Origin of the sequence: Nesterenkonia sp. DZ6, assembly GCF_022565835.1 — a bacterium.
In the GTDB taxonomy this organism is placed as follows: domain Bacteria; phylum Actinomycetota; class Actinomycetes; order Actinomycetales; family Micrococcaceae; genus Nesterenkonia.
This window is the reverse complement of the sequence record NZ_JAJOYW010000001.1, coordinates 58,897-70,146: the sequence shown is the minus strand read 5'-3', so window position 1 is coordinate 70,146 and position 11,250 is coordinate 58,897. Positions and strand designations below refer to the sequence as shown.

Here is an 11,250-nt window from a genome sequence, read left to right as displayed (position 1 = left end):
GGAGACCCACCAGAGATGAACGACTACCAGAGCCCCGTCCCGGCCGATCTGCCGGAACGCATCCAGCACTACATCGACGGCGAGTTCCTCGACTCCGCAGAGGGCGGCACCTTCGAGGTGCTCAACCCGGTGACCAACGAGGTCTACATCAGCGCCGCCGCCGGCACCAAGGCCGACGTCGACCTCGCCGTGGCCGCCGCGGCCCGCGCCTTCGAGACCGGGACCTGGCGCGAGACGCTGCCCCGGGAACGCTCCCGGGTGTTGCACCGGATCGCCGACCTCGTCGAAGAGCGCGGCGCCCGGCTCGCGGAGCTGGAGTCCTTCGACTCCGGGCTGCCCATCACCCAGGCCCTCGGGCAGGCCCGCCGCGCTGCCGAGAACTTCCGCTTCTTCGCCGATCTGATCGTCGCCCAGGCCGATGACGTCTACAAGGTGCCGGGACGACAGATCAACTACGTCAGCCGCAAGCCGATCGGTGTGGCCGGACTGATCACCCCCTGGAACACCCCCTTCATGTTGGAGAGCTGGAAGCTGGCTCCCGCCCTGGCCGCCGGCAACTCGGTGGTGCTCAAGCCGGCCGAGTTCACCCCGCTCTCGGCGAGCCTGTGGGCCGGGATCTTCGAAGAGGCCGGACTGCCCAGGGGCGTGTTCAACCTGGTCAACGGGCTCGGTGAGCAGGCCGGTGACGCCCTGGTCAAGCACCCGGACGTGCCGCTGATCTCCTTCACCGGTGAATCAAGCACCGGGCAGACCATCTTCGCCAACGCGGCACCGGCGCTGAAGGGCCTCTCCATGGAGCTCGGCGGGAAATCGCCCGCCGTCGTCTTCGCCGACGCTGACCTTGAGGCGGCCGTCAACGCCACCATCTTCGGGGTCTTCTCGCTCAACGGCGAGCGCTGCACCGCCGGCAGCCGGATCCTGGTGGAGCGCAGCATCTACCCCGAGTTCCTCGAGCGCTACGCCGCCCAGGCCAAGCGGGTCAAGGTCGGACTGCCGCACGAGCCCGGCACCGAGGTCGGCGCGCTGGTGCACCCCGAGCACTTCGAGAAGGTGATGAGCTACATCGAGATCGGCAAGACCGAGGCGCGGCTTCTTGCCGGCGGCGGTCGCCCGGAGGGGTTCCCGAGCGGGAACTTCGTGGCGCCCACGGTCTTCGCCGACGTCGCGCCTGAGGCGCGGATCTTCCAGGAGGAGATCTTCGGCCCGGTGGTCGCCATCACTCCCTTCGACTCTGACGCCGAGGCGTTGGAACTGGCCAACAACACCAAGTACGGGCTGGCCGCGTATATCTGGACCAATGACCTCAAGCGGTCGCACAACTTCGCCCAGTCGGTCCAGGCCGGGATGGTCTGGCTGAACTCGAACAACGTCCGGGATCTGCGCACCCCCTTCGGAGGGGTCAAGGCCTCCGGACTGGGCCACGAGGGCGGCTACCGCTCACTGGACTTCTACACCGACCAGCAGGCCGTGCACATCAACCTCGGCGAGGTCCACAACCCGGTATTCGGCAAGGCCGACTGAGGCTTCACCGCACCCCACACCTTCCACCATCGAGCAAGGACGCTTCTGATGAATGACAACCCCATCCCGGGTCGGATTCCCACCCCCTCCTCACCGGCGCCGGACATCCTGCGCTGCGCCTATATGGAGCTGATCGTCACCGATCTGCAGCGCTCCCGCGACTTCTACGTGGATGTCCTCGACCTCACGGTCACCGCCGAAGACGAGGACGCGATCTACCTGCGCTCCATGGAGGAGTTCATCCACCACAACCTGGTGCTGCGCCGCGGGGAGCAGGCCGCCGTGGCCGCCTTCTCCTACCGGGTGCGCGCACCGGAGGACCTGGACAAGGCGGAGGCGTTCTACCGCGAGCTCGGCTGCGAGGTCATTCGGCGCAAGGAGGGCTTCACCCGCGGCATCGGCGACTCGGTGCGGGTCCAGGACCCGCTGGGCTTCCCCTACGAGTTCTTCCACGATGTGCAGCACGTGGAGCGGCTGGCCTGGCGCTATGACCTCTACACCCCTGGCGCCCTGGTCCGGCTGGACCACTTCAACCAGGTCACACCGGACGTGCCCAAGGCCGTGGCCTATATGGAGGACCTCGGCTTCCGGGTCACCGAGGACATCCAGGATGAGCACGGCACCACCTACGCGGCCTGGATGCGGCGCAAGCCCACCGTCCATGACACCGCGATGACCGGCGGCGCGGGACCGCGGATGCACCACGTCGCGTTCGCCACCCATGAGAAGCACAACGTGCTCGCGATCTGCGACAAGCTCGGCGCGCTGCGGCTCTCCGACCACATCGAGCGCGGCCCCGGCCGACATGGGGTCTCCAACGCCTTCTACCTCTACATCCGTGACCCCGACGGGCACCGGATCGAGATCTACACCCAGGACTACTACACCGGAGACCCGGACAACCCGGTGGTGACCTGGGACGTGCACGACAACCAGCGCCGCGACTGGTGGGGCAACCCGGTGGTCCCGTCCTGGTACACCGAGGCCTCCACCGTGCTGGACCTGCACGGACGCCCGGTGCCCTCGGTGGAGCGCACGGAGAGCTCCGAGATGGACGTGACCATCGGCGCCGACGGGTTCTCCTACACCCGCAAGGACGACGAGGATTCCATGCCCTCCTGGAAACAGGGCGAGTACAAGCTGGGCCACCAGCTCTGAGGCTGTCCAGAGACCTATGACCGGGAGACCTATGATCAGGAGCGCCATGATCCGGAGTGCACAATGCTGACACCAGAGCAGATCACCACCATCGCCGACGAGCTCGCCGCAGCCGAGGCGCAGCGCAGCATGATCCCGCGGCTCACAACCCGCCACCCCGAGATGACCATCGAGGACTCCTACGCGGTGCAGAACGAATGGCGACGCCGCGCCGTGGCGTCCGGACGCCGGCTGGTGGGCCGCAAGATCGGGCTCACCTCCAAGGTCATGCAGGTGGCCACCGGGATCACCGAACCCGACTACGGGGCGATCTTCGACGACATGGTCTTCGAGAACGGCTCGGTGATCGAGCACAGCCGCTTCTCCAACGTGCGCATCGAGGTGGAGCTCGCCTTCAAGCTCGGCAAGCCGCTGAAGGGCCCCGGAGTCACGGTCTTCGACGTGTTGGACGCCACCGACTACGTGGTGCCCGCGCTGGAGATCCTCTCCAGCCGGATCGAGATGCAGGGCCGCACGATCGTGGACACCATCAGCGACAATGCCGCGATGGGCGCCATGGTCTACGGCGGCAACCCGGTGGCCCCGGACGCGGTGGATCTGCGCTGGGTCTCCGCGCTGCTCTACCGCAACGAGACCATCGAGGAGTCCGGCGTGGCCGCCGCCGTGCTCAACCATCCCGCCATGGGCGTGGTCTGGCTGGCGAACAAGCTGGCCCAGCACGGCGACAGCCTGCAGGCCGGGGAGCTGATCCTCGCCGGCTCCTTCACCCGCCCGATGTGGGTGGAGCCCGGAGACACCGTCACCTGTGATTATGGAGAGCTGGGAACCCTGACATGCCGCTTCAACTGAACCCCACCCTGCGCGCGGACCTGGCCGCCGCCGACCGCCCGCTGATCGGCGGATGGGTCTGCTCCGGGTCCTCGGTGATGGCCGAGATCATGGCCGGCTCGGGGCTGGACGTGGTGCTCATCGACATGGAGCACGCACCCAACGGGCTTGAATCCGTGCTCGCCCAGCTGCATGCGCTCTCCGGGTACCCGGTGACCCCGCTGGTCCGGCTCTCCTCCGACGACCCGGTGACCATCAAGCAGGTGCTGGACCTCGGCGTGCAGAACCTGCTGATCCCGATGATCTCCACGCCCGAGCAGGCCCGCCAGGTCGCCGCCTCCACGCAGTACCCGCCCGCGGGGCGCCGCGGGATCGGCAACGCGCTGGCCCGCTCCGGACGCTGGAACCGGGTGCCGAACTACCTCGACGATGCCGCCTCGCATGTGAGCATCCACCTGCAGATCGAGACCGTCCAGGGTGTGGAGAACGCCGAGGCGATCGCCGCGGTGGAGGGCATCGACGGGATCTTCGCCGGTCCCAGCGACCTCTCCGCCTCGATGGGGCTGCTCGGTCAGCAGACCCACCCCCAGGTGGTCGACGCCGTGAAGGCCACCTTCACCGCCGCAGCGCGCGCCGGCAAGACCGCCGGCGTCAACGCCTTCGACCCGGCAGCCGCCCGTGACTACCTCGACGCCGGAGCGTCCTGGGTGCTCGTGGGCGCCGACGTCTCGCTCGTGGCGCGCGGCTCGGAGAAGCTCGCCGCGGACTTCATCCCACGCACCGCTCACTGAGGAGTCATCCATGCAGTTCCACCATCACGGCTACGTCTCCAAGAATCCCCGTGTCCAGGCGCCCGCCGGCGTCGGACTCGACCGTCCGCAGGAGCTCCCCGAGCACATGGACGTGCTCATCGTGGGCACCGGCCCGGCGGGGATGATCGCCGCCGCCCAGCTGGCCCAGTTCCCGCAGGTGCACACTCGGATCATCGAGAAGCGCGACGGCCGACTCGAGGTCGGTCAGGCCGACGGCATCCAGGCCCGCAGCGTGGAGACCTTCCAGGCGTTCGGCTTCGCCGACGAGATCTCCAACGAGGCGTACCACATCACCGAGATGGCCTTCTGGAAGCCCAACCCGGAGGCGCCCGAGAACATCGTGCGCACCGCCCGTCCCGCCGATGACCCGCACGGGATCAGCGAATTCCCGCACCTGATCGTCAACCAGGCCCGGGTGCTGGACTACTTCGCGGAATCTATGGAGAACTCTCCCTCCCGGATGACCCCGGACTTCGGCTGGGAGTTCCTCGGCCTCACCGTGCACGAGACCGGGGAGCACCCGGTGGAGGTCACCCTGCGCCGCGCCGCCGGCGATGAGGCGGGTCAGGAGCGCACCGTCTGGGCCAAATATGTGCTCGGCGCCGATGGGGCGCGCAGCGGGGTGCGCACCGCCATCGGCTGCACCATGGAGGGGGACCGGGCCAACCACGCCTGGGGCGTGATGGACGTCCTGGCCGTCACCGACTTCCCCGACATCCGACGCAAGTGCGCCGTCCAGTCACGCTCGGGCGGCAGCATCCTGCTGATCCCGCGTGAGGGCGGACACCTGTTCCGGATGTACGTGGACCTCGGTGAGGTCCAGCCCGGTGAGGGCGCACAGGTCCGCAGCACCACCATTGAGCAGATCATCGAGAACGCCAACCGGATCATGCACCCCTACACGGTGGACGTGAAGCACGTGGCCTGGCACAGCGTCTACGAGGTCGGGCACCGGGTCACGAACAAGTTCGACGACGTGCCCACCGAGCTCACCGGTCAGCGCACCCCGCGGGTGTTCATCGCCGGGGACGCCTGCCACACGCACAGCGCGAAGGCCGGCCAGGGCATGAACGTGTCCATGCAGGACGGCTTCAACCTGGGCTGGAAGCTCGGGCAGGTGCTGGCCGGCCGCAGTCCGGCGGCGCTTCTGGACACCTACTCCGGCGAACGCCAGGTCATCGCGCAGAATCTCATCGACTTCGACAAGGAGTGGTCCACGCTGATGGCGCAGAAGCCCGAAGAGATGGAGGACCCGTCTGCGCTGGAGGACTTCTACGTCAAGACCATCGAATTCCCCGCTGGATTCATGACCGAGTACACCCCGTCGTTGGTCACCGGGGAGGCCACCCATCAGCAGCTCGCCACCGGATACCCGGTGGGCAAGCGGTTCAAGTCAGCGCTGGCCTCCCGGGTCTGTGACGGCAACCCGCTGCAGCTGGGACACCTGGCCACCGCCGACGGCCGCTGGAGGATCTACGCCTTCGCTGATGCCCCGGCCGCCGGAGAGCCCTCGGCGCTGGCCGACTGGGCCCACTGGCTTCACACCGACCTCGGCTCACCGGTGCTGCGCCACACCCCGCGAGGCGAGGACGAGGACACGCTCTTCGACATCAAGGTCATCTACCAGCAGCCACATGACCAGTTCGACGTCACCCACGCGCCGCGCGCGTTCCTGCCCACGGTGGGGCCCTTCGGACTCACCGCCCGGGATCGGATCTTCGGCACCCACCCCGAGCATGACATCTTCAGCGAGCGCGGGATCAGCCGGGACGGCTGCGTCGTCGTCGTGCGACCGGATCAGTACGTGGCGCATGTTCTGCCGCTGACCGACACCGCCGCGCTGGCAGAGTTCTTCGCCCCGATCTTCCTGGAGGCCACCCGATGAACCGTTCGAGGTGCTCATGGCCGCGTACTTCCGGATGCAGGAGCAGGCCGAGCGGCTGCGCGATCTGATCGTTGCCGGGAACGGAAAGTCCAAGACCGACGCCGCGGCCGCGCAAGCTGCCCTGCCGGAGGGCACGAATGCAGCGTTGCTCGCCCCGACCCTGCTCACCGGGGTGCCTGTGGATGCGGAGATCCGCAGCGGGGAGATCTTCGGACCGGTCGCGCCGGTGGTGGCCTGGACCGGTCTGGACGCGGTGATCGGGCGGGCGAACGCGGTCGAGGTCCGGCTCTCCGGGTACGTCTATGCCGGGAAGCTGCAGACCGCGACGAAGATCGCCGAGCGGCTCGAGGCCGGCATGGGCGGGCTCACCCGCGCAGCACCTTCTCCATCGCCCTGCCCCGGGCCATCTCGTCGATCAGCTTGTCCAGGCAGCGGATCTCGCGCATCAGCGGCTCCTCGATCTCCTCCACCCTGACTCCGCAGATCACCCCGGTGATCAGTGAGCGCGAGGGGTTCATGGCGGGCGCCCGGGCGAAGAACGTCTCGAAGTCGATCCCCTCGTCCAGGACCGCCCGCAGCTGCTGCGCGGAGTAGCCGGTGAGCCAGCAGATGATCGCGTCGACCTCAGCCTGGCTGCGTCCTTTGCGCTCCGCCTTGGTCACGTAGTGCGGATACACGGACGCGAAGCTCATCGTGTAGATGCGGTGCTTGGTCATCGGGGGCTCCTGGTCGGACGCGGACCTCTGCTCTGACATCTCGTGTCCACGGTCCCACGGGGTGCAGTGATGACTCAACGGATGGGGCTCCGCTCGGTGGGACCGCGGGCGTCCACCGTCGTCCCAGCGTTGCTCCGCGACCCCAGCTCGACCCCTCGGCTCCGGACCCCCGACCCGTCTCCTTCAGGTGTCGCATCGTTGTTTCCGTCCAAACCGTGGGACCTGGCATAGAGATGCGACAAACACGGGGGGATGTCCCGTCCCGCCAGCGTTCTGACGACGTCTTGCCGAAGGATGTGCCCCGATTCCGGCATTGGAACGCTGACGAGACGGTGGCAGGACCTATGGCCCTAGGCGGCGGCCCGATACACGCGCCAGAGTGGATCCTGGTGCGCGATATCGTGCCCAGAACCGCGTGAAGGGACTGAAGGACTTTGTCGATCCAGACCTCAGCACAGGCCGAGACTCATGTCAGCACATCCCTCCGGGAGGTCGTGGAGTCCGAACTCAGATGGATCTCGGAGCTGCGCGAGGGCAACGTCACGGCCTGGGTCGAGGATCGTCACGTCACCTTGTTCGGTCTGGTCGACTGGACCTATCAGTGTGAGGCTGCCGAGCGGGCAGTCCGGAACATCCCCGGAGTCGAATCAGTGGAGAACCAGATCGCCACTGCTGCCCGTACGCCGTTGCAGAATGCGGAGGAACGACTCAGGAACGCCGCGTTCCGGGACCCCCGGATCGACGCCGACCACGTCGTCGCCACCATCACCGGTCAGACGGCGGTTCTGACGGGGAAGGTCAAGTCTCTGGCCGAGAAGCGGCAGGCAGGTCTCGCAGCATGGATCTCCCCAGGGGTGATCGAGGTGGACAACCGCCTCGACGTCTGCCCACTATGACCTCAAGAAGGAGCAGAATATGAAGAAGAAGACCGTGATCAAGAAGCACCCCGTGAAGGATGCGAGGAAGTCCCCGAAGAAGCAGTGGAAGGACATGAGCCCGGGCAGGCGGGCCGGGACCATGGTGTTCAGCATCGTCCAGATCTCGCTGGCCGTGGCGGCCTGGGTCGACCTTGCCAGGCGGCCTGCGAATCAGGTCAACGGCAAGAAGGGCATCTGGGCCGCGATCATCGCAGTCAACTACGTCGGACCGATCAGCTACTTCCTCAAGGGTCGCCGGACCGACTGATGGCTGCGCTCTCGGCGCTCAGCCTGCCTCAGATCCTTCACCGAGTTCTCGCTCAGGATGGGGGCCGAACTGGAAGTGGCGGCCACTGATCTCGGTAGGGGTCACCCGCACGTAGTTGTCCTTCACAGAGGGCGCCCAGGGCCGCAGCTCCAGCCTCTCTGCCTCTTCGATCTCTTCAGTTCTCTGCAGCCACTGCGCCTGGCCGCGCACCGTCACCGACCATGCCGTGTCAACAGAGATGTGGTCCGCCTCGAACAGGACCGTCTCATTGATCGCGAGCTTCGCGAGCTTCGTTCCCGGGGCGGTGCGGAAGACCAACGTCCGGTCAGGCGCCGCGGCGTAGTTGATCGGGAAGATGTCTGCGCGTTGCCCGACGACGACGACCAGGCGCCCGAATCGGCCCCGTTCGAGCAGCCCCCAGATCTGATCTGGGTTCAGCGTGAGGATCGGTTCACCGTCTGCGTGTTCGAGAATCATGGGCGTGTCACTTTCAATGCTTGTGAGTGGGCACCACGAGAACGGGGCAGACCGCGCGATTGAGCACTGCCTGGCTGACGGAGCCGAGGAGCAGACCGGAGAACCCTCCGTGGCCGCGGGTTCCGAGGACCACCAGCTCCGCAGTCCTGGAAGCCTCGGAGAGCACGCCTGCGGGTGAGCCGTCGAAGAACTGCCAGCGCACGGGAACCTCTGGGAACTCCTCGGATACCCGGTCGGCTGATTTCTGCAGGTGCTCCGTGTAGGGGCGGCGCAGATTAGGAATCTCGAGATTGTGTTCGATGGTGTTGGGCCACCAGTGCCCCTGTGCGTTCAGGGGAGCGGCCGAGACCAGGGTCAGCGGGTTGTCCAGCAGTGCGGCCGCCTGCGCCGCCAGGTTCACGACCAGCTCAGGGTCGGTCTCGACGTCGATTCCCACCACGATCTCGGAATCGAAGTTGAGATCCGTTTCCACGTTGGCGAAATGGCGGCGCTCATGCGTTCGAGGGCTCGACTCTTCCATCTGAGCCAGCGGCTCGGTGGCGCCGGTCTGACCAGTGGGCAGGTCCTGAGCCGGGGCGAGGAGCTCTGTCGAGGACTCGTTCTCCCACTTCTCGGGGACCACCAGGGTGGGGCAGTGCGCATGAGCGGCAAGCTTGGCCGATACGCTGCCGAGGAAGCGGCCGGCGAAGCGGTTGCGTCCGCGTTTGCCGACGACGACCACCTGCGCGGACTTGGACTCCGCGACCAGCTCGGAGCCCGGGTCGCCTTGTACGGCACGCACGGTGACCTTCACCCCGGACGCCTCCGCCTGTGTCGCGTACCCACGGAGCATCTCGTGCACCTCTTTGACCACGGCCTCGAAATATTCGTCCATCATCGGCACGTAGTAGGCGTCAGTCACCACGGGGCGGGCGAATGTGCCGACCAGGCGCAGCGGGAGGTTTCGTTGCTGAGCGATTCGCAGACCAGCTCGGAAGGCGCGCTGACCGGCGGCTGAGCCGTCCATGCCTACAAGAACACCGGGGTCGTGGTCAGTGCCACTCTCGTGAGAAGGATTCATGGCCCAACCATACGTCTCGTATTCCATCGATCTAGGGTCTTTGGCCTCTATCAATAATCTACTTTTCTGGTATGAAAACATCGTGTCATGAGTGTTTTCTCGGGGCGGAAGCGTCACATCAGGATGAACGGCAGCGCATCTGACGATCTCGGGCAGCCGGCGGGACCAATGGCCCTGCACCACTGGTGAGCCACGCTGGACAGTGGAATCAGCTTCGTGGCTTCGTGAGCGATCACCCTAAGGGCTCCGCCTGTGAAACACACATGCCGAGCTCCACCCGTGCGCGATCTTGAAGCCTCTTCTGACCACCGAGAACTTCCGGCGCCGCAGCTGACGTCGAACCAGGTAAGTCCCCGCTCAGAGAGGCCTCCATCATGAGCTCGCCAGGCAGGAATCTTCGTCTCGTCGCTGCAGCCCTGATGGCGGGTGGTGTGATGCTTCTCCCCACGGCGAGCGCCACGGCCTCCGCACCCTCAGAGTCCGCACCCTCAGAGTCCGTACCCTTGGAGGGATCCCTCGCCACATCTGAGATTGCGTCGACATCAGATGATGGGGAGGGCCCGCAGTTCTTCAGCGGCGTCTCCGTCGAGGTCTCGGAACAGGTCCAGGGCGATGTCTACGTCTCCGGGCAGAGCATCACCATCAGTGGCGACATCTCGGGTGACGTGATCGCGGCAGCTCAGACGATCGACATCACCGGCACAATCGATGGAAACGTTCGCCTGGCGGCCCAGGATGTGTCGATCAGTGGGGAGGTCGGGCGGAGCGGAACCGTCTTCGCCTCAGTCCTGAACCTCGCTGAAGATGGATCGATCGGAGACGATCTCGTCGCCGCGGCAAGATCGGCCACTATCGGAGGAGACCTCGGCCGAGACCTGGTGGCTGCCGTCGACGGTCTCACCATCGACGGGGCCGTCGGGGGAGACGTGACCTATTACAGCGACCGTGACGCGACCATAGCTGAGGGTGCGGTGGACGGCGACGTCGAACGCATCGCCCCGACACCAGCACCGGAGATGGAGCCGTCGCCGTGGGCGCTGTTCATCGGGTGGTTCCTCGGGCTGCTCTACGCGCTGGTTGCGCTGAGCCTGATCACTCTGCTGGCCGGACTGCTGCTTCCCGGCAGATTGACACGGGTCACCGATCAGCTGAGGCACGCTCCCTGGAAGGCGCTGCTCGTGGGGTTCGTCGCCTCGATCGTCGTTCCGGTGATGCTGGTCGCGCTGCTGATCACCATCATCGGCGCCCCGCTGGCTATTGCTGGTCTCCTGGTGTGGCTGCTGCTGACGCTGGCCACGTTCGTCTACGGATCCCACTTCATCGGGCGACTGGTGTTCCGGGACTCCCAGCGACCTGTCGTCATGACCCTGGTCGGTGGGCTGATCCTGATCTTCGCTCTGCACGTTCCGTGGTTGAACATCGTGGTGTGGCTTGCGATGGTGCTCTTCGGCCTCGGCGCACAGCTTCTGGCCTTCTATGCTCAGCGGCCATGGCGGGTGCGTCCCGAGGTCATCGCGGAGCCACCCGGCAGAACAACCGCCAACCCACCCGTGGAACCACCGGGGGAGCCTCTCGGGGAACCGGCGGTCAGGTAGCGGAATGCAGGCC

At 66.4% G+C, this 11,250-nt stretch carries 12 protein-coding genes; 9 read left to right on the top strand and 3 right to left on the bottom strand.

Features of this window, described 5'->3' with window-relative positions; genetic code table 11:
* The first annotated feature begins 15 nt into the window (after nucleotides 1-15).
* The 6 genes from hpaE (at nucleotide 16) to LTH93_RS00300 (ending at nucleotide 6,679) form a co-directional block, all read left to right on the top strand.
* The gene (hpaE, locus tag LTH93_RS00325) at nucleotides 16-1,521 is read left to right on the top strand and encodes a 5-carboxymethyl-2-hydroxymuconate semialdehyde dehydrogenase (protein WP_241464694.1); all 1,506 of its coding nucleotides are present in this window, start codon (nucleotides 16-18) and stop codon (nucleotides 1,519-1,521) included.
* Nucleotides 1,522-1,569: 48 nt separating this feature from the next.
* A complete protein-coding gene (hpaD, locus tag LTH93_RS00320) occupies nucleotides 1,570-2,679 on the top strand; it encodes a 3,4-dihydroxyphenylacetate 2,3-dioxygenase (RefSeq protein WP_241464695.1) in 1,110 nt (369 codons plus the stop codon).
* 63 nt (nucleotides 2,680-2,742) lie between these two features.
* Entirely contained in the window at nucleotides 2,743-3,528 is a 786-nt protein-coding gene (gene hpaH, locus LTH93_RS00315; RefSeq protein ID WP_241464696.1) for a 2-oxo-hept-4-ene-1,7-dioate hydratase, read from the top strand.
* Nucleotides 3,513-4,298: an HpcH/HpaI aldolase family protein gene (locus LTH93_RS00310; protein WP_241464697.1), complete on the top strand. Its 786-nt coding sequence runs from the start codon at nucleotides 3,513-3,515 to the stop codon at nucleotides 4,296-4,298. Before hpaH ends, LTH93_RS00310 begins: the two co-directional genes overlap by 16 nt.
* Nucleotides 4,299-4,308: 10 nt before the next feature.
* Entirely contained in the window at nucleotides 4,309-6,204 is a 1,896-nt protein-coding gene (locus tag LTH93_RS00305) for an FAD-binding monooxygenase (RefSeq protein ID WP_241469442.1), read from the top strand.
* Between the two features lie 16 nt (nucleotides 6,205-6,220).
* Nucleotides 6,221-6,679: an aldehyde dehydrogenase family protein gene (locus LTH93_RS00300; protein WP_370642602.1), complete on the top strand. Its 459-nt coding sequence runs from the start codon at nucleotides 6,221-6,223 to the stop codon at nucleotides 6,677-6,679.
* On the opposite strand, the gene LTH93_RS00295 is transcribed toward LTH93_RS00300, so the two are convergent.
* Nucleotides 6,570-6,920: a DUF2200 domain-containing protein gene (locus LTH93_RS00295; RefSeq protein WP_241469440.1), complete on the bottom strand. Its 351-nt coding sequence runs from the start codon at nucleotides 6,918-6,920 to the stop codon at nucleotides 6,570-6,572. The genes LTH93_RS00300 and LTH93_RS00295 overlap by 110 nt on opposite strands.
* 434 nt (nucleotides 6,921-7,354) lie before the next feature.
* Here LTH93_RS00295 and LTH93_RS00290 point away from each other — a divergent pair, with 434 nt between their 5' ends.
* The gene (locus LTH93_RS00290) at nucleotides 7,355-7,816 is read left to right on the top strand and encodes a BON domain-containing protein (protein ID WP_255727082.1); all 462 of its coding nucleotides are present in this window, start codon (nucleotides 7,355-7,357) and stop codon (nucleotides 7,814-7,816) included.
* 19 nt (nucleotides 7,817-7,835) lie between these two features.
* A complete protein-coding gene (locus LTH93_RS00285) occupies nucleotides 7,836-8,105 on the top strand; it encodes a PLD nuclease N-terminal domain-containing protein (RefSeq protein WP_241464700.1) in 270 nt (89 codons plus the stop codon).
* A gap of 18 nt (nucleotides 8,106-8,123) precedes the next feature.
* On the opposite strand, the gene LTH93_RS00280 is transcribed toward LTH93_RS00285, so the two are convergent.
* Together LTH93_RS00280 and LTH93_RS00275 are read right to left on the bottom strand one after the other, a co-directional pair.
* Nucleotides 8,124-8,582, bottom strand: a complete 459-nt coding sequence (locus LTH93_RS00280; protein ID WP_241464701.1) for a pyridoxamine 5'-phosphate oxidase family protein — start codon at nucleotides 8,580-8,582, stop codon at nucleotides 8,124-8,126.
* Nucleotides 8,583-8,595: 13 nt separating this feature from the next.
* Nucleotides 8,596-9,642 carry a universal stress protein gene (locus tag LTH93_RS00275; protein WP_241464702.1) on the bottom strand — a complete coding sequence of 349 codons (1,047 nt, stop codon included), beginning with the start codon at nucleotides 9,640-9,642 and terminating at the stop codon, nucleotides 8,596-8,598.
* Between the two features lie 503 nt (nucleotides 9,643-10,145).
* Between LTH93_RS00275 and LTH93_RS00270 the strand changes: the two genes are divergently transcribed.
* The gene (locus LTH93_RS00270; protein WP_241469438.1) at nucleotides 10,146-11,237 is read left to right on the top strand and encodes a polymer-forming cytoskeletal protein; all 1,092 of its coding nucleotides are present in this window, start codon (nucleotides 10,146-10,148) and stop codon (nucleotides 11,235-11,237) included.
* Nucleotides 11,238-11,250: the final 13 nt, after the last annotated feature.

Excerpts from the sequence above, each read along its gene's own strand:
- LTH93_RS00275 (WP_241464702.1), bottom strand. The coding sequence starts at position 9,642 with ATGAATCCTTCTCACGAGAGTGGCACTGACCACGACCCCGGTGTTCTT.
- hpaD (WP_241464695.1), top strand. The coding sequence starts at position 1,570 with ATGAATGACAACCCCATCCCGGGTCGGATTCCCACCCCCTCCTCACCG.
- LTH93_RS00305 (WP_241469442.1), top strand. The coding sequence starts at position 4,309 with ATGCAGTTCCACCATCACGGCTACGTCTCCAAGAATCCCCGTGTCCAG.
- hpaH (WP_241464696.1), top strand. The coding sequence starts at position 2,743 with ATGCTGACACCAGAGCAGATCACCACCATCGCCGACGAGCTCGCCGCA.
- LTH93_RS00310 (WP_241464697.1), top strand. The coding sequence starts at position 3,513 with ATGCCGCTTCAACTGAACCCCACCCTGCGCGCGGACCTGGCCGCCGCC.
- LTH93_RS00300 (WP_370642602.1), top strand. The coding sequence starts at position 6,221 with ATGGCCGCGTACTTCCGGATGCAGGAGCAGGCCGAGCGGCTGCGCGAT.
- hpaE (WP_241464694.1), top strand. The coding sequence starts at position 16 with ATGAACGACTACCAGAGCCCCGTCCCGGCCGATCTGCCGGAACGCATC.
- LTH93_RS00295 (WP_241469440.1), bottom strand. The coding sequence starts at position 6,920 with ATGACCAAGCACCGCATCTACACGATGAGCTTCGCGTCCGTGTATCCG.
- LTH93_RS00285 (WP_241464700.1), top strand. The coding sequence starts at position 7,836 with ATGAAGAAGAAGACCGTGATCAAGAAGCACCCCGTGAAGGATGCGAGG.
- LTH93_RS00280 (WP_241464701.1), bottom strand. The coding sequence starts at position 8,582 with ATGATTCTCGAACACGCAGACGGTGAACCGATCCTCACGCTGAACCCA.